Here is a 20,299-nt window from a genome sequence, read left to right on the forward strand (position 1 = left end):
CCTAATCAAGCATTTGTACAAACCCATTTTCCTTTGCAAATGAAAAAAGTCAAGTAAATTTCTTGTAATTTTTCATTATTCAGTTATTATATTATTTAGGAAAACGAAATTTCTTCTGAGAAAGAAGTGTTCATATGGACGAACAGCTTATCGCAAAACGCAATCTGAAAATTATGTGGTTTGCCAACTTTTTTATTGCCGGGAGTATGACGATGGTGCTCCCATTTATCTCCCTTTATATTGATTCCTTCGGTGATTTCTCCGACAAATATGTTCAGCACTGGTCAGGGATAACCTTTGGTGTTACCTTTGTGACGGCATTTATTTTTTCACCTCTTTGGGGACGAATTGGGGATAAGTACGGACGAAGAAAACTCCTGATCTTTTCGGCCTTCGGAATGGCCTTTTCCATTTTGTTAATGGGATTTGTCAATACCGTTTGGCAGCTATTTCTATTACGAATGTTCATGGGTGTTTTCGCTGGCTTTATCTCCATGTCTCAAGCTTTTATCTCCACCCAAACTCCAAAAGAAAATGCCGGAAGGGTCCTAGGAACATTGCAAACAGGGGCGATTACAGGACAACTGATTGGACCTCTTTTAGGCGGTGTGCTTGCGGATACCTTTGGTTATTCCGCCACATTTAAATGGACTTCCATTGCTATTTTCATCTCAGCTGTGCTTGTCATTACCACAAAAGAATACAGGATGAAGGATGTTAAAGGAACGAAAACATCCTATACGACGAAAGAAGTTTTTAAACATATTAGTCGAAATCCACTGCTATTAAATGTACTCTTAATATCTACTTTGATTCAAATTGCGCATTTTAGCATTCAACCTATTCTTTCCTTGTATGTGAGTGAACTTCATGGGCCAGCCAATTTAGCCCTATTCTCTGGGCTTGCTTTTTCTGTGGCAGGTTTAGGGAATTTAATGATGGCACGTCAATGGGGAAAAATGGCGGATCGCTACGGCTATATAAAAATTTTGATTGCCCTTTTATTCATTGCTGGTCTCGTTTATCTACCAGGAGCTTTTGTGACGAATATTTGGCAACTCATCGTCATTCGCTTTTTATTAGGTGTCGCTATTGGAGGGATTATTCCTGTGAGGGTAGCGTATATTCGTCAAGAAGCACCGATAGCGATGCAAGGAGAAGTATTAGGATATAACACGAGCCTCCGTTTTTTAGGCAATGTAATCGGTCCGGTTATGGGTGGATTTATCGCTGGGTATTTTGGCATTTCATCGGTCTTCATCCTTACAAGCGTTCTACTTCTTTTAAGTGGATTCCTTTTATATGCTTCCATGCAGAAGAATCCGAAGTTAGTAAAGCATTCTGCCTAACTAGAAGATCGGGAACGCAGTTTCACAATAAACAAGGAGCTCGCCAAGTGGCGAGCTCTTATTTTATTGAATCTCAAATTTAGTAAGGATATTTTGTTCGTTTTCGTTTTGGTAGTAATGAATGATAACCGGTGTACCTGCTTCAATGGCTTGGAAATCAACGTCTGCCACACCTGGGTCAAGTGTTTGCAATGCAAGCACTTCAGACTCGGTTTGTACTTCAATGGAATGCGTATCCTGTACGCCCGTGAAAGTAGCTTCTTCTGTAATCACTTCTCGATCATTTTCCGTTGTTGCTTCATCTTCTGTTTCCGCTACCTCATTCGTTTCTGTTTCTTCACTTGCCTCATTCTCTTCTACAGCATCATTGTTTCCCTCAGACACTTCGCTTGTCCCATTTTCAGGATTGTCACCATTCGCTTGATCATCTGTATCCGCTGTTCCACAAGCTGTTATGACTAGTAAGGTAAGGGCAGTTAATAATGTCATCAATAGTTTTTTCATTTTCTTCACCTCATCCTTTTAGACGTAATTGAATGTAGAAGGTTACATTCTTATTATCCTCGAAAAAAATCCGAGCATACAAAAAGCCCGGATTTTACTATACCATTTTTATAATACTTTACTCAAAAATGCCTTTGTCCGTTCATGCTGAGGATTGTCAAACAACTCATGAGGAATATTTTCCTCGACGATATAACCGCCGTCCATGAATAAAACCCGGTCTCCTACCTCACGGGCGAAGCCCATCTCATGGGTAACAACAACCATTGTCATTCCTTCTTTGGCCAACTGTTTCATGACTTCTAATACTTCCCCGACCATTTCAGGGTCAAGTGCTGAAGTCGGCTCATCAAAAAGCATGATTTTCGGTTCCATCGCGAGTGCTCTAGCAATTGCCACACGTTGTTTTTGTCCGCCTGATAAGGAATCTGGAAAACTTTTCGCTTTTTCCTCAAGTCCTACTTTCCGCAATAACTCAAGGGCTTTTTCCTTCGCCTTACTTTCCTCTACCTTTTTGACCTTAATAGGTGAAAGCATAATATTTTCTAGTACTGTTTTATGAGGAAAAAGATTAAACTGTTGGAAAACCATGCCGACTTCCGCTCTGATTTTATTAATGTCGGTCGTCTTGGACGTCACGTCGACACCTTCAATGAAAACATGTCCATCTGTAATCGACTCTAATAAATTGAGACAGCGTAGAAAAGTCGATTTTCCAGAACCTGAAGGTCCGATGACAACGACCACTTCCTGTTGCTTTACTCTTGCGTTGATATCCTTAAGAACTTCATTAGCACCAAACGATTTTTTTAATTTCTCTACTTTGATCATTCTGTTGCTAACCTCTTTTCTAGACGACTTAATAAGAAGCTTAATGTTAACGTTAAGAAGAAGTAGATAACAGCAGCTGTTAAAAACGGCTCCCAAACTTTATAATATTGACCTTGGAATGCTTTACCCCAATACATCAATTCAGGAACTGCGATTAAAGCTGTAAGAGAAGATTCTTTTATAAGGACAATAAACTCATTTCCTAATGGTGGGATCATTCGTTTGAAGGCTTGCGGAAGGATGATATATCTCATCGCCTGTATATGGTTCATTCCTAATGAACGAGCAGCCTCCATTTGTCCCCTATCAATTGACTGGATCCCCGCTCGGAAAATCTCGGCAATGTAAGCAGCTGCATTTAAGGATAAGGCTAATATTCCAGCAGCTATTCCATTTGTAGTCCCGAGTAAAGCAGGTATGACACCAAAATGGATCAGTAAAATTTGTACGTAGAAAGGAGTTCCTCGGAAAAAAGCGATGTAAAATTTAAAAGGGAAGCTTAGTAACTTATTATTGAGCATTTTTCCTAGGCCAATCAACAAACCTAAGATCGTTCCGATTAATATTCCTAATAGGGAAATTCCAATCGTATATAACGTCCCCCTAAGAAAATAGGGAGTATAATCCACAAGCCAATCGAACCTTAAACCAGTAAATTCTGTTAAGGATTGTGCAAATCCAAAAGAAATTGTAGATAACCAATTCAACATGTCCATCTGTAACTCACCTCATTCTCTCAAAAAAATTGCGTAACACTATTCATAGAGTTACGCAATTTCCACTCGTTTGTGCCTCTATTGTTGTGCTTTCAGGTTGTCTACATCTGGTTCTGAGCCAAACCACTCTTCATAAATTTCTGCATACTTTCCACTATCAAATACTTTGTTAATCGCTTCATTTAATTCAGAAACTAGTTCGCTATCCTTCGGGAACATTAAGCCATAATATTCTGCTGCAAAGGAAGGATCTTCGATAACAACGAGATTTTTTTCTGGGTTGTTCTTTGCATATTCTTCGATTACGGTGTTATCAGCGACAACAGCATCCGCTCCACCAGCTTCAAGCTCCATAATCGCTAAGTTATTGTTTTCAAACTTTTTGATATCATTACTATTTTTTCCTAAAATCGCTTCAGCTGTTTCTTGTCCTGTTGTACCATTTTGAACAGCTACTACCTTACCTTCTAAATCAGCACCACTTTTAATATCGCTACCCTCTGGAACCAATATTTTGTTTGTTGATAAGAAGTATGGTACGGAGAAATCATACGTTTGTTTTCGATCATCATTGATCGTAATCGCCGAAATCGCTAAATCGGCTTCCTTCGATTCAATTTCAATAAATAGTGGGTCCCAACCAACATGCTCAGGCTGCACGACTTCATAGCCTGCTTCTTCTAAAACGGCACTAATAAAGTCTACATCAAATCCAACTACTTGATCTCCTTCTAATGATTCAAAAGGAGCGTATGCAGCATCCGTTACTATACGGAGCTTTTTCTTTTCTTCGCCACCAGTTGTGTTGCTTGAACCACATGCGGCAAGTAGCATAACAAGCCCCATGATCATGATTAAACCTAATCTCGTTACTTTCTTCACAAATCTTCCCCCTTAAATAAATTTTAATTTGAAAATTTTCTTTAAATTCTGATATAACAATATTATACTGAGTTGAGATCACGTTCGCAACCTAAAATCTATTAATAAAGTCCTATACTAGAATAAAAACTATAAAAGTAAGTGGGAAGATTTATGAATTTTTCCTTATGTGCCCCTTAACTCACCTTTAATGATTTTTTCTCAGATAGCTTACTATGATCATCTTTCTGAAGAGAAAACCAATAAAGCATTGCTACAAAAATTGAACCACCAACTAAATTCCCGAGAAATACGGGAATGAAATTCGATATAAAATCAAACCAAGTTAAATACCCTGCAAAAATAGCTGCTGGTATGACAAACATATTGGCTACGACGTGTTGAAAACCAATCGCTACAAAAGTCATCGTTGGAAACCAAATGCCAAGTATTTTTCCGGATGGAGTATCTGAACCATAGCAAAGCCAGACGGCTAATGCGACAAGCCAGTTGCAACCTATTCCTGAAATAAACGCTTGTACAAATGTTCCATCAAGTTTATGTTCAGCAATATACACCATTTTTTCCAAATAAAGTCCCGATTCTGTTAGACCGACAATATGTCCAAAAAAGTAGGCAACAAACACTGCTCCTAGAAAGTTACTTAGCGTAATAATGACTAAATTTTTCATGAGAGCTGTCGTCTTCACTTTTTTTGCATATGTTGCCAATGGTACGGCCATCATATTGCCTGTTAGCAATTCCCCACCGGCCATTAATGTTAAGATAAGACCAATTGGAAATAAAGAGGCTCCTAGAATCGTAGATAATCCTTCTAACTCTCCCCCAAGTGGAGCTGTGACACGGATGTAAAGCAAATAGCCAAGAGCGATAAAAGCTCCAGCTTGAAATCCTAAAATGAGCGATTTCATTAAGGGATAATTTGCTTTTTTGACACCTTGTTTAATCGTAATTTCTGTAATTTCTTCCGGTTTATAATAAGCCATAAGGACACATTCCTTCCGCTTTTGGTATTTTATGTGAAAGAACACACATACTCAATTTTAACCCATTTTGCGTTCTATACCTGTGAACATTTTGAGTATGTTTTTCACTGCGGAAGGAATAAATATCTTTATTGTCCTGCTTTCAAACCTTCTACATCTGGTTCTGCGCCAAACCATTCTTTATAAATTTCAGTATATTTTCCATTCTCTAGTACGGTATTCACAGCCTGATCAAAATCAGCCTTTAATTCACTATTTTTCGGGAATAACAAACCATAGAACTCAGAATCAAAGTTTTCTTCATCAGCCACAACGACTAGCTTTTGATCCGCGTTATTTTTCACATAAGTCTCTACCACTGTATTATCAGCAATGACTGCATCTGCTCCACCATTTAAAAGCTCTAGAATAGCTAGATTATTATCTTCAAACTTTTTTATGTTTTTGCTGTTCACTCCAAGAAGTGCTTCTGCAGATTCCTGCCCAGTTGTTCCATTTTGAACAGCAACCACCTTGTCCAATAAATCTTCCGCACTTTGAATGTCACTGCCTTCTTTCACCAAAATCATATTTGTTGATAGGTAGTATGGTACGGAAAAGTCATAACTTGCTTTTCTTTCATCTGTAATGGTAATAGCTGCAACAGCTAAATCAGCAATTTCATCTTCGATTTCAACAAACATCGCGTCCCAACCAGTATGTTCCACTTTCACTTCGTAACCAGCTTCATCTGCGACTGCATTTATAAAATCGATATCAAATCCGGTAACTTTATCTCCTTCTAAATATTCCATTGGTGCATAGGCTGCGTTCGTCACTACTTTAAGTACCTTTTCTCCACCTTCTCCACTTGTTGTATTGCTCGTCCCACATCCAGAAAGGACAACTGCAATGGCCATAATCAGTAAAAAGCTAAGCTTTGATAGTTTCTTCATTTTGTGTATTCTCCTTTTGTCTTACATTCTAGTAAGTCGTTCTCTTTGATATGTTTTAATTATACTAACATATGATTATTTATGCAATATATTTTTATAAAATATTATTTTCATAGCATTCATTTGCATATGAATGTATAAAAAATAAAAAAAGAAGCCTCAAGGATTTACCTTAACGCTTCTCTCTCAAATATTCTCTTCTCAACACGATATTCTTCTACTGCTGCCCAATCTATTTCATAGCCAATCCCAGGTGTGGTTGGAACCTGTATAACCCCCTGGTCCATCTTCACTTCAGGTACGACTATATCTTTTTTCCAATAGCGATTGGATGGAGAGGTGTCACCTGGTAAAATAAATTGCTCTAAAGCAGTAATGGCGATATTATGTGCTCGTCCTATCCCAGCTTCTAGCATGCCTCCACACCATACAGGGACATTATGGGCTTTGCAATAATCATTGATTTTCTTTGCTTCTGTTAATCCGCCAACACGTCCGACTTTGACATTGATGATTTGACATGCCCCTAATTCAATGGCGAGTTTCGCATCATCAAGGGAATAGATGCTCTCATCTAAACAAATGGGTGTTTGCAATTCTTTTTGTAGCTTTGCATGCTCGACAATATCATCTTGGCCCAGTGGCTGTTCAATCATCAATAAATCGAGATCATCAAATTTCTGCAAATGGGCGATATCGTCTAATGTATAAGCTGAATTAGCATCAGCCATCATGGGAAGGTTCGGAAATACACGTCTGACTTCCTTTAATACTTCTAAATCCTTACCAGGCTTAATCTTCAACTTGACTCGCTTATAGCCATCAAGGACATATTGCTCGATTTTCAACAATAAATCTTTTATCGTTGGTTGAATTCCGACACTAATCCCAACATCAATCGCTTTTTTCGTTCCTCCCAAGCAGGTTGCAAGGGGGAGGTTTTGGTGCTTAGCATACAGATCCCATACAGCCCCCTCTAACGCAGCCTTTGCCATATTATTTCGTTTAATAATGGCAAATCGTTCTGATACTTCGTCAGGATGATGAATGGAACTTTGAAAAAGGAGCGGAATTAAGAAATCCGACATCATATGCTCAGTTGTTTTTACCGTTTCCTCTGTATACCACGGACTGGTGAAGGCAACTGACTCTCCGTAGCCCCGTCCCCCTTCTTCATCAATCATTTCTATAATAAAAAATTCTTTATCTTGCATGGTACCGAAGCTAGTAGCAAAAGGGTCATTCAGTCGCATCACCAAGCGGTGCAAAATAATTTGCTTGATATTTATTAATTTCGAGGACAATATCTTCGTCTCCTTGAATTTGCATATCTCTTTTTGCCTTTTCCCTAACTATTGGTTTCCCAATTTATTCATTTTCAAAGGGTATTCAACCGATTATACGCCCATTTTTCTTCGAGTATTGCTCGGTTTTTTACTTTGTTGACTTTTCATTTTTTTCGTAGTAAGGTCCCCGTTCATTTTTCCTTTATTAGCGTTTGCCTGATTCTTTTTATTTTCCAGTTGTTGCTTCATTGCCTCTTTCAAGCTAATTTTCTTCGGTGCTTCAGATTGATTTTTCTCAGTCATAAGTCATTGCTCCTTTTTAGTTAAGTTAGTTTTTGAATGGAATATGGAATTTACTCAAGTATAATCCATTTATCGCTATTTGTGAAAAAACGACCACATTTTGTATCTTTCTTCTTCATTGCGTAGACTATTACACCTCACCATGGGATAATATTCCATGATGAAAAGGAGGAAACTCCATGAATCCAGCATTCAAGAAAATATATTGGCCATATAGCCAAAAATCTATCCATTGTATTACTAATTGTTTCAATTCCAACAGTGCCGATAAAAGCTTAACTAAAATTTTAGTTGTGCTTTTATAGGCACAATGTAGCTTCTTCCTTGCTTTTAACTATTTATAAAATTGTTTGGAACCTTTCAGCTTTTCCCCTTCATACATTGTTGTTATGGAGGTGGACCATTGAAAAAATTACTAACGCTACCCATTTTTCTTTGTTTTATGGTGATTAGTGGCTGTTCTTCAGAGGATCCGGTCAAGACAGAATTAGATACTTACTTAAATGAAGAGCTTTCGAGTATTATTGGATTAGAAACACAGGCCATTTCAGCCTATGACAGTGTCACTGGAGTCAATTATACGTCTGACCAATTATTGTACGATGTACTCTTAACGGAAGTAATCCCAACCTACCAAGAATTTATGAATAAACTGGAGGCCATTCGTCTTGATACAGATGAACTGCGCGAGGTTCATGAAGGATATATTGAAGGCGTGAATACGCAATACAATGCTTTCACTCTCATCGTCACAGCACTTGAGCAACAGGACCGAGCGATCATAGAAGAAGCGAATGTAATGCTCGACGAGGCTCGGAAGCTAATACGCGATTTTAATTTTAATATCGAAAAATTAACGAAAGAGCATGAAGTAGAAATGAAGGAGAATTTTAACACATCAGAAATATAAACAAAAGGTCGATCCCAGAGCAGGGGACCGACCTTTTAAATATTCGCTGTTTTCGTATAAATTGTGGTTATTTGTAAAAACCCAGAAGCCGGTTTTTACCCTATATATTTCAATTACAGCTATACATTATATATGCTACGGCACTTTTCGCTTTCTCTTTTAGTCTCTAAGAGAAGATATAGGCATTTTTCAACTTATTAAGAGCAACTAAGTTAAGGAAAAGAGCCTTATATTTAAAAAATAATATGTGCAGCGATCACAATGATCGGCAATGTAATGATTGTACGTAGTAAGAAGATGATGATTAAATCTTTCAAGTTAAGAGGAAGCTTAGAACCAAGCAATAATCCTCCTAACTCAGACATGTAAATCAACTGGGTGACCGATACGCCAGCAATCACAAATCGTGTCAGTTCACTTTCAATCCCACTACCAATGACAGCCGGAAGGAACATATCGGCAAAACCAATGACCATGGTTTGGGCAGCAGCTCCTGCTTCAGGAACTTGCATCAGTGCAAGAATTGGCTCAAATGGCTTCCCAAGAATCGTGAAAAATGGAGTGAATTCGGCAATCACAAGGGCAACTGTCCCAATCGTCATAACAATCGGTAACACACCTAGCCACATATCAAGGACATTTTCGAATCCTTCTCTTACTGTTCCAACGACACCGTTATTTTTTCTTGCCTTCGAAACCGCCTCTGACACGCCCCATTTTAACGGAGATTGACCTTGTGGAATCGGGTTTTCAACCGTAACTTTCACATTTTCGTATCCAGTGTCTGCCTTTCTTGAAAGAGGTGGAATACGTGGCATAATTAATGCTGCAACTAAGCCTGCAACGACAATCGTAATGTAATATGGAACAAAATAATGCTCTAAGTTCATGTATTGAAGAATCGCGATGGAAAAAGTGATCGATACAACAGAAAAAGTAGTCGCAACAACGGCAGCTTCTCTTTTTGTATAATAGCCTTCTTCATATTGTTTCGTCGTTAAAATGACACCCACCGTGCCATCTCCAACCCATGATGCAAGACAATCCAGAGACGCTCGGCCTGGCAACGTAAATACAGGTCTCATCACTCTCATTAATAAAGCACCGAAAAACTCGAGTAACCCGAAATTTAATAATAAAGGCAATAAAAAACCTGCTAATAAGAATACCGAGAAAAGAATTGGCACTAAATCATAAAGAAGGAGTCCACCTGTATTTTCCGAGTATATCCATTCTGGTCCTGCTTGAATTAACGTAATAATCGCCACAATCATACCGATTAGACGTGCAATTAGCCAAAACTTATTGACTGTAAATAGGCGATTCAAAAATGGATTTTCCATAATAAAGCGTGGTTTGAACAGAACAGCCACTAATGAACCTATAACAGAAAGTGAAATTAGAATTACTGCTATCGATGGGATTGACGCTGCCAAAATTTCAGTTAAATAATTGGCAATCAATGCCACTGGAATCGTAATTCCTTCACCTGATTTCACAGGAATCATGAATAAGGATATTCCAAATAAGGAAGGGATTAAAAACTTAAGAAAATCTATCAATGAATAAGACATCGTTTTTGAATTTGGTTCATTACTCATCGTAAACACCTCTTGTCTATTGTATTTTAACGTTGATTCGTAAAAAATATTCCAGTATATGAAAAATTAGTCTTGAGCACTAGATAATTTCTATTAATTTATTTTTCTAATATACTATTATATTAATTCCTTAAACATAATAAATGATATTAGACCTCTATTGCAAGTAAAATTTGCATAAAACATATAATATTATTTATATTTATGCATCCTATGCAAAGTAAAAAGATGCCAAACCAAAGCAAGGGATACCGTTTGCGGAGGGATTCTTATTAATAGACACAAAAACAGACGTATGAATTGGCATACGTCTGTTTCTTTATTATCTAGGAACTAGAGAGTCCGCATATATCGGTTAGGGACGCACGTTAAGCACCGATCTCGAGCTGATAAATAGACGGACAAATTCCGCTTAATTAGCAAATAGTATTAAAAATAGCTAAAATAGACGGAGAATTTCCGGCTATCGATTCGAAATACGTGAAAATAAGGGATTTTTCTCTGCATAAGCGGAAAATCTTCCCTTATATTCCCCGAAACGAGCTCCATTGAAGCATATAACCGGAAAATCTCCGCTTAATTTACTTTCTCTGGTTACTCGATTAAGGAGACTACATCTTAGTCATTTCGGCACGTATTTTAAGAAAGGCACTTTCTTAGTCTTCGTCCTTCACATCCAAATCATCCGGGATCGGTTCATTAAGAATCTCTTCCACTAATTCCTTATATTTTTCCAACTGTTTTAGATGAGTTTGGAACTGGTCTCGATTCACCAAATATTGCTCCCCATCATGAACAGCACGAATCCGTTTTGCTAAGATTAGCTCTGTGACAGCTGATTCTGTTAAAGACAAATATTCTGCTGCCTCTTTTACCGTTAAATACATGATTGATTCTCCATTTCTCACTTCAATCAAATGATTGGTCTATCATTCGTACCTTCTATTATAAATCTTTTTTATCGATTGACAAAAAAGAGCATCATCACCATTTGTAATGATACTCTCATTATACTTAATTCGAAACAGCCAATGCCTGTTCTCTAAATGCTTCAACCGCTTCTTCAATATTTACGGACATCCCTTGCTCTATCAATGCTTCACCAATTAATACTATCGCTTTTTCAAGCATTTCAACCTTTGTATTCCCCATATGTCCAATCCGGAACGCTTTCCCTGCTAAATGAGCCAAAGCTCCAGCAACAATCAATCCTTTTCCAGCTAAGGACGAGCGGAAAGCTGCATCATTAATCCCCTCTGGATATAATATGCAGCTTAATGTAGCTGCAGCAACCGTTTCATCTGCCAATGCCTTCATGCCATATACGGAAAGTCCAGCTCTAACAGCTGTACCAAATGCTGCGTGGCGCTTATAGCGGTTCTCCATTCCTTCTTCTAAAACCAATCTCATTCCTTCTTCAAAAGCATAGACAAGATTTACGGGTGGAGTCGCAAAGTATTTTGATGGATCATTCATGATTGGAATCCAATTGTATATATCACAATAATAAGCCGAAACGCGATCCATTTTTTCTCGGACAGCAAGTGCTGTTTGGTTAAATGCTACAATCGCTAGACCCGGTGGAACTCCAATTGCTTTTTGTGAACCTGTTAACACAACATCGATTTTTGTATCGGGCCCACCATAAGCTTTACTCATATCCTCTTCCATCGCCGCTGTTGCACATACACCATCAAGAATGACAAGGGCACCGTATTTTTTGATCAGAGGAACGAGCACATCAAGATTGGCTGCCACACCCGTTGACGTGTCGGCATGTGTAATCGTTACTGCTTTAAAATGACCTGTTGCAAGCTTCTCCTCTACTTCCTCAGGGTCCACTTGTTTTCCCCATTCTGCTTGGAGGACGTCCACTTCAATTCCAAATGCTTGTCCTAGTTTAATAAAACGATCACCAAAGTAGCCATGACTAATGACCAAAAGCTTCTCTCCAGCTGCCACCGTATTTACTAGAGCCATTTCCATGGCAATCGTCCCTGAACCGGAAATGACAAAAACTTCACCATCTGTTTTTAACATGGCTCTTGTTTTTTCAAGAGCACTTTTGTAGATGGCGACAAATCTCGGGTCCGTGTGACTTCTCGTTTCACTCGCTATCGCATCATAAATGGAATCTACCACAGGCGTTGGACCTGGGATTAATAACATTTCTTCATTCCGCATATTCCTTGTCTCCTCCCAAAGCATTCTTTTTTTCTATCTATCTCTCTCCATTATACTACTTAAATCGCTTACATCTATTATACTTGGAAGATTTTCAAAAAATCACCAAAAAAATGGCCCTTCTTAAGAGCCATTGAAATGTAGAAAAAGTGTCCCGTTACATCTCTCCATTTATTTTCCTCGCATTCTCCTTTGACGTTCTCACCTCAACGGTAAGAGATCCTCCATCGACATATGCTTTTATCAAGAATGGGACATCATGCGGATTTTGAAAACGGAAATCTAAACCACCATAGGATACGGTCGCGTCTCTTCCAACTGGAACATAACCAATACTAATCGAATGATGATGCCATTCAATATATTCCACACCGACAGCATCAACCGCATTAAACAAGGTGGAAGAGGTTTGGCATACTCCACCGCCAATGCCTTCAACAAGCTCTTTATTGACAATTTCCATCGCCTTTTGATAGCCACTTTCCTCATCTCTTGGTCCAACAATCTCATTATAGGAAAAAATGTCTCCTGGTCCGAAAATAACATTATTAATAGCCGAAGCTGATAGCTCTATATTTTTCGCTCTCCCCACGACCCCACTGTCAAAGTAAGTCGTATAAGAGGCGAGGACAACTTCATCTAATTGTACTACCTCATCTGGTGAGTACTGACTTTCAGTTACCGTTAACGGTAATTCAACTTGACCGCCTCTGTCCATTGCTTCAAGTACCCTCTTGACTAATTCTTCTTCTTGAAGAATGACCATCGGCTTCCCTTTTTGGATCTGTCCAATCTCATCAATTTTATCGAGAACCATCCTTTGATCGAAGCCTTCCGAATCTTCCGTTCCCCTTGCTAAATCCCTCGCCCAGCTTTTAAGTTCTGCTTGAAAGTCCGTATCGTTCTCATCCTCTTCCCTCGGGTCAAATGTACGAATAATTTCCTTTGTCAACGGATTGACCACATCAATCACAAACTGCATCTCTTTCTCTACTATTCTATTATTTATCTCTGTTGCAGCTGCGACCCTATGTGTTTTCATGTTTTTTACTACTTTCTCTGTCTCTTTTGAGCAACCCCCTAAGACAAGCAAAATTACGACAACGGTTAAAAGACTTTTCCAACGAAATTTCCCCATATTTCCTCCCCATACATATTTTCTCTATACTTCCCTCAAAGGAAGGTATTACCATTTATCATTGTATGCGGAGCGATACCTACATATGCTGGGGAGACAGACCATTTTTTCCCTTTGTATAGGAGGAAACTACGAGATCTTTTCCATGAAAAAAAGCCTACTCGTAAATGAGTAAGCTTAAAAATTTTCGAAAAACAAACGAATGACATCAGCGCCACCAATAAAAGTACCTAGTGAACTGCCGAGATTTGCAAAAACGATAACGAGTAAAACCCGTGTGACCTTGTTAGACCAAAAGCCTTTGACTGTAAACACGTCTTCAGTTAGTGTTTCAAAGTCGCTCACACTTGGTCTACTAAAAAAGGCTTGGACAAATCCTGCAAACCAACCGGCTGCAAGGAGTGGATTTAAGGAGGTGATCGGTGCCGCTATAAACGCCGTTAATATCGCGATCGGATGTCCTAGCGCAATAGCAGTCCCAATTGCTGATAATGAACCATTCCAAATCACCCAGCTAAGTGTCTGCTGCAAGCCAGCATCAGGGTTGGCTAAAAACGTATAGGCAATAATCGCCAAGATGGCAATTGGAATCGACCAGCCAATGATTTTTGGAGCCTTCGATTTTGGTGGAAGCTTGGACAATTGCTTTAAGTCATGGTCCTTTTTTATTTCTTCCTGGATGCCTGGGACATGGGCTGCGCCTAAGACGGCAACGACTTTTTTCCCTGGAGCATCTTTTATCTTTTGTGCCAGATACTGATCCCGTTCATCAATGAGCGGCACTTTTAGACGAGGAAAGGACTCGGTAAATTCATTTAAGACAGTATTGATCATGTCCTTACTTTTCATTTTTTCTAGTTCTTCTTCAGAAATCGTGTCTTTACTGAAAATACTCGCTACCACTTGTGCAAGTAGCTGCGCTTTTCCCCAAAGTCCAACCTGGTGCCAAATTCTTGAAAAGGTCGTTTGAATATTTCGGTCAGCAAGAACTAACTTTGCACCTGTTTCTTTCGCTGATTCAATCCCTTGAATCATCTCTTGTCCAGGTTGAATGCCTAACTGACTTGCCATTCTTTTTTGAAAAGAAGAGATAGCCAGATTAATAAGCAGTAACGATGCTTTCTTTTGCTTAATGACACTAAATATATCCATGTCTTTCCAAGAGTTTCCTGCCATGATCGATTGGTATCTTTGTTGATCTAACTCTACACAAACGGCGTCAGGTTTTTCTGCTTCAATCACTTCTTTTACTTGCTCAGCACTTTGTTTCGATACGTGTGCCGTACCAATGAGTATGTATTCTTTTTCATCCAAAAAAATTCTCGTTATATTTTCATGTTCCAATGACATAGATTACCTTCCTTTATGAAGCGATAATACCTATTATTATACACTATTCACCTTTGAAACGATAAAAATAACAAGACGTGCATGCGATAAAAAATATGTCTCCCATTTTTCACGGAAGACTGAAAGAAAGTTAACTATTCACTTTTTCAGAGACAAATAACATCGAGCCTTTTTGCGCAAATTCGGTATGCCAAGAAAAGGCTTTTTCTAACACATGTGGTGTTTGACCGCCACGGGTAAGTGCTTCTGTATAATAATCCCAGAGCTGTTGGCGATACATCGGATGGGCACAGTTTTCGATAATTTTCTCGACTCTTTCTCTTGGCGCTAAGCCACGTAAGTCAGCATATCCTTGTTCCGTGACGACGATATCGACATCATGCTCCGTGTGATCCGTATGGGAAACATATGGAACGATACTCGAAATTTTCCCATCTTTTGCAATGGATTTCGTGACAAAGATGGCAAGACGTGCATTACGGGCAAAATCACCAGACCCTCCGATTCCGTTCATCATTCTCGTCCCAGAAACATGGGTAGAATTCACATTTCCATAAATATCGAATTCTAATGCTGTGTTAATGGAAATTAATCCGAGACGTCGAATAATCTCTGGATGATTAGAAATTTCCTGTGGACGCATCACAATTTTATCGCGATATTGTTCAAAATGACCTAATACCTTCTCCATCTTCTCTTCAGACAATGTAATAGAGCAGCAGGAAGCAAAATTGACTTTTCCCACATCAATTAAATCAAAAACAGCGTCCTGCAATACTTCTGAATATACCTCTAAATCATGAAACTCTGAATCTAACATCCCGTGAAGTACTGCATTAGCAATTGAACCAATTCCTGATTGTAGCGGTGCAAGCTTAGGAGTGAGTCGTCCTTCTTCAATTTCGGAACGTAAAAATGAAATAAGATGATCAGCCATTTGTTGTGTCTCTTTATCTGGTGAGACAATTGTAGAAGGAGAATCTAATTGATTGGTAAACACGATCCCCTTCACTTTATTGATATCAACTGGAATTCCGATCGTCCCAATGCGATCGGCTACTCTTTTCAATGGAATCGGCTCTCTTTTCCCTTGCTGACCTGGATCGTATAAATCATGAACTCCCTCTAATAACGGTGATTGAGACATATTGATTTCAATAATGATGTTTTTGGCGTGCTTAGCAAAAGTTAAGGAGTTACCTACTGAAGTTGTTGGAATCACCAATCCATCCTCTTGAATAGAAATCGCTTCCAATATTGCGTAATCAATCGACTCAATAACACCTGCACGGACCAATTCTGCTGTATGAGATAAATGGTGATCAACAAATAAATGTTCACCTGCATTAATTTTCTTCCTCATTGTCGCATCTGCTTGAAACGGTAGTCGTTTGTTGATGATACCCGCTTCTGCAAATAAGCGGTCTACATCAGAGCCCAATGAAGCCCCTGTGAACACGTTAACCTTAAAGCTTTCCCGCTCAGCTCTCTTTACTAAAGCAAACGGAACCGCTTTCACATCCCCTGCTCTTGTAAATCCACTTAAGCCTAACGTCATCCCATCTTGAATCCACGATGCCGCTAATTCCGGTGTTACGACACGATTTCTTAGCTCTGGAATCTCAATCCTCTCTAATTGTTTTTCCATCCTCATCCCTCTTTCTGTAACCCTTTTTTTCGTTCCGTATGTTTTTCTTGTAAATGTCTTAAAGCCGACATTTACCTCCCTACGAGATTCAGAGATACAAATTATTTTTGCACGGCACTTTTCGCTGCTACTATATTGTTTTTGAGGAAGCATAGTATTCATTTAACCAATTATGACCCAATAGTAACAATTTTTGCGAAAAGAACCTTTGTAACCCTTTTCAATAAATTTTAACGTATGTACGTTGCGGATAGAGGAATCGATGTTAAAGAAGATATTTTTTTGATAAACCAGAAAATTCAAATGCTGAAACACAATTGATTTAAAAGCCCAATAGTTTCCGAAAGTAGCTTGAGTATGACTGACTTACATGGAGTCTTGTACCATTTTTCATTTCCAGTACAAAAGTGGAATGAGTATCAGGATAAATCTCTTGAATATGATGTACATTGACGATAAAGGAGCGATGACAGCGAACAAATGAATCACGCGGTAAAAAATATTCAAACTCTTGCAAGGAATGTCTATGAACGCCCGAATATTCTTCTCCGTGTACATAAGTCTTACGGTCCTTAACCTCTAAATACATCACTTCTGAAAAAGGGAGAGGCTTCCATCCATCTAATGTTTTGATCGTGACAACAGATTTTCCGTTCGTATGGGCTGGATAAATTGCTGTCACACAGCCTTCCAAAACCCCATCATGATAAAAAGGGACAGCCATGCCGTGATAAGGAACACCAAATACATCTCGATCAATAAACTCTGAGACCTTTTGCCCTGATATGATTGCTTTATACGCAATCGTTTCTTTTTTAACTGGATCACCTGCTTTTATTTTCAGATTGATTCGTTTGCTTGGACGATAATAGATATATTCCTTTGGATTTGAAACAGCAATCGAAATCTCATCGGAAAACAATTCTCCAATTACATCTAAAAGGGAGCGCAATGACAAACTTTCCATTTTTTTTATCCCACCTACCTATTATGAACCTAATAGCTATTTTATCATTGTAGGTAAAAAAAGACTTCAGAAAATTCATTAAGCTCCCGTGATTATGTAGACGGGTTCCAGGTCCGAATACCATCATCCTCATCAAATTCAATAATGACATCTGTCACGCCTTTCATATCATGAATTTTCGCTTCAATTCGGTCCTTAATTTGCCCGGCTTCACCAACTGTAAGATTTGGATCGATTTCTAATTTCATTTCAATATGAAAGTCCTCTCCTTCCTTCACTGCATATAAAGTTTGTATATCTTTAATCTCCGGCTGCATTAATATATATTTGGCAATGACTTCTTCTAAGTCATCATCTGCTTCACCAAGAACTCCTTTTGCATTATCTAAAAACACCTTTCCTACGACAAAAAACATCATAAGCCCGATAAGAATAGAAGCAATTCCTTCAGCGGCATGAAAGCCAGCAAAATAGGCTAGCAGAATTCCGATAATGGCAATGACTCCACCAAGTGTAGCGACGAAATCTTCCATGAAGACAAGCTTTGTTGAAGGCTTTGCCCTTTTTAAATTACCAAAGCTTTTAGATAGTATGGCCGTTCCTTTTGCCTCCACATTTGTCTCATGGAGTACCTCCTTCATCGCCTTGAAAAGGACATATAATTCCAATAAAACAGCGACCCCTAGTACCAAAATATTGATGAGAATCCCCTTTGATTCTGTCGGGTGAAGAATATGATGATACCCTTCCTTTATCGTTTCATAGCTCATAATTCCAACAATGATTACAGCTCCAAGTAAAACCAAATTCACCAAACGACCAAACCCATTGGGATAACGGTCAGTCGGCAATTTTTTACTTAAAGCGCTGCCAATAAATACGAAAAATTGATTTGCCGCATCCCCTAATGAATGCATCGTTTCTGCAAACATGGCCACATTTCCTGTATAAAAGTAAGCAACCCCTTTAACGGCAGCAATAATCGTATTGACAACAGCCGCAATTAATGATGATTTATTCCCTTGCCTCAAGATGCTATTTCTCTGTCTCATCTTTTTCCTCCATCTTTGATTTGTTCAGTATTTATAGAATTCACAAAATGAATGCTTCTTATTTATTTACCGGAAACTCTCCACTGCCTTCACATACACTGTACTATCTATATAGGAGGTGGCTAACATGCTCCATACTGTTGTAAAGCCCCCAATCCAAGCGGACCATTTGGAACAATGTGGATGAGTCTGTCGAAAGAACATTACGGAATTCATGGGACGAACGATCCGAACTCCATCGGTAATGCTGTATCAAGAGGATGCATCCGAATGCATAATCATGATGTCGAAGAACTAGCGAGCATTGTCCCCGTCGGAACCCCTGTTTTAATCCATCCTTAATTGAACGCATAACCTTTTCACCTCTGTGAAAAATAAGAAAATACTGGCTTTCAAAAGGAGAAAAACAGATGATTTCATATGAGGATATTGTGAAGGCACATGAAAAAATGAAAGGCATTGTACACGTAACACCACTAGATTATTCTCGTACTTTTAGCAATTACGCCCATAATGACATTTACTTAAAGTTAGAGAACCTACAGAAAACAGGCTCCTTTAAAGTACGCGGATCCTATAATAAAATGAGCTCGTTAACGAAAGAAGAAGTACAAAAAGGGGTAGTCGCCGCTTCAGCTGGAAACCATGCGCAAGGAGTGGCTTACGCGAGTACAATGCTCGATATCCCCTGCACGATTGTGATGCCAATAGCTGCTCCATTAAGTAAAATTCAAGCAACAAAAGAATATGGAGCCAACATTGAATTACAGGGAAATTCTTTTGATGATGCGCTTCACTATGCTCTGAAGCTAAGAGAAAAAACAGGAGCAAGCTTTGTTCATGCCTTTGATGACGAAGCCATTATAACTGGTCAAGGTACAGTTGGCCTCGAAATTATCGAGCAGCTTCCTGATGTTGATGTCATTGTTTGTCCTATCGGCGGTGGTGGACTCATTGCTGGATTAGCTGCCGCTGTAAAAGAAAAACATCCTCATATAAAAATTTACGGCGTTGAGGCGAGTGCCTGTCCAAGTATGGCGCTGTCCCTCGTTGAAGGAAAACCAATCATCGTCGAAGCTGATCCAACAATGGCCGACGGAATAGCCGTCAAAAAACCTGGCCAAGCCCCGTTTGAACTTGTCCAAAAATATGTCGAAAAAATTTTTACGGTGAATGAGTTAGAAATTGCGCGAACGATGCTTATGCTGTTAGAAAGAAATAAACTGCTCGTTGAAGGCTCCGGAGCTGTCGCACTTGCCGCCATGCTCTATCAAAAAATTCCAATTAAAAATAAAAAAGTCGTTTGTCTTGTAAGTGGCGGCAATGTGGATGTCAGCTTTATTTCAAGAATTATCGAAAGAGGAATGGTCGAAGCAGGAAGATTTATGCGTTTCAGTACCATTCTGAAAGATCAGCCAGGTAACCTTGAAAAAATATTAGGAGTCGTTACAGAAAGGAGGGGCAATGTTCTTGATATTTCATTAAGTCATATGGGCGATAAAATCTACCCAAGCTATGCCCAACTCTCTCTTTCAGTCGAAACGAAAGATCAAAAACATATCGAGGAGATTGTTCAAGCATTAAAGGATAAGGGATATGAGCCAGAGTTAGGATGACTTTTCAGAATGAAAGCTCATCTATTATCGATGAGCTTTCA

At 38.9% G+C, this 20,299-nt stretch carries 19 protein-coding genes and 1 pseudogene; 4 read left to right on the plus strand and 16 right to left on the minus strand.

Features of this window, described 5'->3' with window-relative positions; translation table 11 throughout:
* Positions 1–134: 134 nt before the first annotated feature.
* Positions 135–1,349 carry an MFS transporter gene (locus tag AA0X71_RS20610; protein WP_413357142.1) on the plus strand — a complete coding sequence of 405 codons (1,215 nt, stop codon included), beginning with the start codon at positions 135–137 and terminating at the stop codon, positions 1,347–1,349.
* Positions 1,350–1,412: 63 nt separating this feature from the next.
* On the opposite strand, the gene AA0X71_RS20615 is transcribed toward AA0X71_RS20610, so the two are convergent.
* The 8 genes from AA0X71_RS20615 to AA0X71_RS20650 all read right to left on the minus strand — a co-directional run bounded on the left by AA0X71_RS20615 (position 1,413) and on the right by AA0X71_RS20650 (position 7,792).
* Entirely contained in the window at positions 1,413–1,853 is a 441-nt protein-coding gene (locus AA0X71_RS20615) for a hypothetical protein (protein WP_413357143.1), read from the minus strand.
* A 108-nt stretch (positions 1,854–1,961) separates the two neighbouring features.
* Positions 1,962–2,684 (minus strand): amino acid ABC transporter ATP-binding protein, encoded by a 723-nt coding sequence (locus AA0X71_RS20620; protein WP_413357144.1) that lies wholly within the window; start codon positions 2,682–2,684, stop codon positions 1,962–1,964.
* A complete protein-coding gene (locus AA0X71_RS20625) occupies positions 2,681–3,400 on the minus strand; it encodes an amino acid ABC transporter permease (RefSeq protein WP_413357145.1) in 720 nt (239 codons plus the stop codon). Before AA0X71_RS20625 ends, AA0X71_RS20620 begins: the two co-directional genes overlap by 4 nt.
* A 78-nt stretch (positions 3,401–3,478) precedes the next feature.
* Positions 3,479–4,282 carry a basic amino acid ABC transporter substrate-binding protein gene (locus AA0X71_RS20630; protein WP_413357146.1) on the minus strand — a complete coding sequence of 268 codons (804 nt, stop codon included), beginning with the start codon at positions 4,280–4,282 and terminating at the stop codon, positions 3,479–3,481.
* 176 nt (positions 4,283–4,458) lie between these two features.
* Positions 4,459–5,268 (minus strand): formate/nitrite transporter family protein, encoded by an 810-nt coding sequence (locus AA0X71_RS20635; protein WP_413357147.1) that lies wholly within the window; start codon positions 5,266–5,268, stop codon positions 4,459–4,461.
* A gap of 128 nt (positions 5,269–5,396) precedes the next feature.
* Positions 5,397–6,203, minus strand: a complete 807-nt coding sequence (locus AA0X71_RS20640) for a basic amino acid ABC transporter substrate-binding protein (RefSeq protein ID WP_413357148.1) — start codon at positions 6,201–6,203, stop codon at positions 5,397–5,399.
* Between the two features lie 167 nt (positions 6,204–6,370).
* A complete protein-coding gene (menC, locus tag AA0X71_RS20645) occupies positions 6,371–7,456 on the minus strand; it encodes an o-succinylbenzoate synthase (protein ID WP_413362696.1) in 1,086 nt (361 codons plus the stop codon).
* A 144-nt stretch (positions 7,457–7,600) separates the two neighbouring features.
* Positions 7,601–7,792, minus strand: a complete 192-nt coding sequence (locus AA0X71_RS20650) for a hypothetical protein (RefSeq protein ID WP_413357149.1) — start codon at positions 7,790–7,792, stop codon at positions 7,601–7,603.
* A 403-nt stretch (positions 7,793–8,195) separates the two neighbouring features.
* Here AA0X71_RS20650 and AA0X71_RS20655 point away from each other — a divergent pair, with 403 nt between their 5' ends.
* Positions 8,196–8,702: a hypothetical protein gene (locus tag AA0X71_RS20655; protein WP_413357150.1), complete on the plus strand. Its 507-nt coding sequence runs from the start codon at positions 8,196–8,198 to the stop codon at positions 8,700–8,702.
* A 233-nt stretch (positions 8,703–8,935) separates the two neighbouring features.
* On the opposite strand, the gene AA0X71_RS20660 is transcribed toward AA0X71_RS20655, so the two are convergent.
* From AA0X71_RS20660 to AA0X71_RS20695, 8 genes are all read right to left on the minus strand, one after another.
* A complete protein-coding gene (locus AA0X71_RS20660) occupies positions 8,936–10,303 on the minus strand; it encodes a YjiH family protein (RefSeq protein WP_413357151.1) in 1,368 nt (455 codons plus the stop codon).
* 656 nt (positions 10,304–10,959) lie between these two features.
* Complete coding sequence (locus AA0X71_RS20665) at positions 10,960–11,190, minus strand: excisionase family DNA-binding protein (RefSeq protein WP_413357152.1); 231 nt, start codon at positions 11,188–11,190, stop codon at positions 10,960–10,962.
* Positions 11,191–11,317: 127 nt separating this feature from the next.
* On the minus strand, positions 11,318–12,487 hold the full coding sequence (locus AA0X71_RS20670) for a pyridoxal-phosphate-dependent aminotransferase family protein (protein WP_413357153.1): 1,170 nt from the start codon (positions 12,485–12,487) through the stop codon (positions 11,318–11,320).
* A 157-nt stretch (positions 12,488–12,644) separates the two neighbouring features.
* A complete protein-coding gene (locus AA0X71_RS20675) occupies positions 12,645–13,625 on the minus strand; it encodes a VanW family protein (RefSeq protein WP_413357154.1) in 981 nt (326 codons plus the stop codon).
* Between the two features lie 177 nt (positions 13,626–13,802).
* A complete protein-coding gene (locus tag AA0X71_RS20680) occupies positions 13,803–14,969 on the minus strand; it encodes a TraB/GumN family protein (RefSeq protein ID WP_413362698.1) in 1,167 nt (388 codons plus the stop codon).
* Positions 14,970–15,105: 136 nt separating this feature from the next.
* Positions 15,106–16,623: an acetyl-CoA hydrolase/transferase family protein gene (locus tag AA0X71_RS20685; protein ID WP_413357155.1), complete on the minus strand. Its 1,518-nt coding sequence runs from the start codon at positions 16,621–16,623 to the stop codon at positions 15,106–15,108.
* Positions 16,624–16,945: 322 nt separating this feature from the next.
* Positions 16,946–17,590 (minus strand): LytTR family DNA-binding domain-containing protein, encoded by a 645-nt coding sequence (locus AA0X71_RS20690; RefSeq protein WP_413357156.1) that lies wholly within the window; start codon positions 17,588–17,590, stop codon positions 16,946–16,948.
* 92 nt (positions 17,591–17,682) lie between these two features.
* Positions 17,683–18,642, minus strand: coding sequence for a cation diffusion facilitator family transporter (locus AA0X71_RS20695; RefSeq protein WP_413357157.1), 960 nt, complete (start codon positions 18,640–18,642; stop codon positions 17,683–17,685).
* A 144-nt stretch (positions 18,643–18,786) separates the two neighbouring features.
* On the opposite strand from AA0X71_RS20695, the pseudogene AA0X71_RS20700 reads away from it, so the two are divergent.
* Together AA0X71_RS20700 and ilvA are read left to right on the plus strand one after the other, a co-directional pair.
* Positions 18,787–18,984 (plus strand): annotated as a pseudogene (locus tag AA0X71_RS20700) (L,D-transpeptidase); the annotation flags it as partial.
* Positions 18,985–19,052: 68 nt separating this feature from the next.
* On the plus strand, positions 19,053–20,258 hold the full coding sequence (gene ilvA, locus AA0X71_RS20705) for a threonine ammonia-lyase (protein ID WP_413357158.1): 1,206 nt from the start codon (positions 19,053–19,055) through the stop codon (positions 20,256–20,258).
* The last annotated feature ends 41 nt before the right edge of the window (positions 20,259–20,299 follow it).

It is taken from the genome of Robertmurraya phoenicis, from assembly GCF_047302285.1.
GTDB lineage: Bacteria > Bacillota > Bacilli > Bacillales > Cytobacillaceae > Robertmurraya.

Excerpts from the sequence above, each read along its gene's own strand:
- AA0X71_RS20695 (WP_413357157.1), bottom strand. The coding sequence starts at position 18,642 with ATGAGACAGAGAAATAGCATCTTGAGGCAAGGGAATAAATCATCATTA.
- AA0X71_RS20660 (WP_413357151.1), bottom strand. The coding sequence starts at position 10,303 with ATGAGTAATGAACCAAATTCAAAAACGATGTCTTATTCATTGATAGAT.
- AA0X71_RS20690 (WP_413357156.1), bottom strand. The coding sequence starts at position 17,590 with ATGGAAAGTTTGTCATTGCGCTCCCTTTTAGATGTAATTGGAGAATTG.
- AA0X71_RS20635 (WP_413357147.1), bottom strand. The coding sequence starts at position 5,268 with ATGGCTTATTATAAACCGGAAGAAATTACAGAAATTACGATTAAACAA.
- AA0X71_RS20625 (WP_413357145.1), bottom strand. The coding sequence starts at position 3,400 with ATGGACATGTTGAATTGGTTATCTACAATTTCTTTTGGATTTGCACAA.
- AA0X71_RS20670 (WP_413357153.1), bottom strand. The coding sequence starts at position 12,487 with ATGCGGAATGAAGAAATGTTATTAATCCCAGGTCCAACGCCTGTGGTA.
- AA0X71_RS20665 (WP_413357152.1), bottom strand. The coding sequence starts at position 11,190 with ATGTATTTAACGGTAAAAGAGGCAGCAGAATATTTGTCTTTAACAGAA.
- AA0X71_RS20615 (WP_413357143.1), bottom strand. The coding sequence starts at position 1,853 with ATGAAAAAACTATTGATGACATTATTAACTGCCCTTACCTTACTAGTC.
- AA0X71_RS20685 (WP_413357155.1), bottom strand. The coding sequence starts at position 16,623 with ATGGAAAAACAATTAGAGAGGATTGAGATTCCAGAGCTAAGAAATCGT.
- AA0X71_RS20620 (WP_413357144.1), bottom strand. The coding sequence starts at position 2,684 with ATGATCAAAGTAGAGAAATTAAAAAAATCGTTTGGTGCTAATGAAGTT.
- menC (WP_413362696.1), bottom strand. The coding sequence starts at position 7,456 with ATGCGACTGAATGACCCTTTTGCTACTAGCTTCGGTACCATGCAAGAT.
- AA0X71_RS20640 (WP_413357148.1), bottom strand. The coding sequence starts at position 6,203 with ATGAAGAAACTATCAAAGCTTAGCTTTTTACTGATTATGGCCATTGCA.
- AA0X71_RS20675 (WP_413357154.1), bottom strand. The coding sequence starts at position 13,625 with ATGGGGAAATTTCGTTGGAAAAGTCTTTTAACCGTTGTCGTAATTTTG.
- AA0X71_RS20610 (WP_413357142.1), top strand. The coding sequence starts at position 135 with ATGGACGAACAGCTTATCGCAAAACGCAATCTGAAAATTATGTGGTTT.
- ilvA (WP_413357158.1), top strand. The coding sequence starts at position 19,053 with ATGATTTCATATGAGGATATTGTGAAGGCACATGAAAAAATGAAAGGC.
- AA0X71_RS20650 (WP_413357149.1), bottom strand. The coding sequence starts at position 7,792 with ATGACTGAGAAAAATCAATCTGAAGCACCGAAGAAAATTAGCTTGAAA.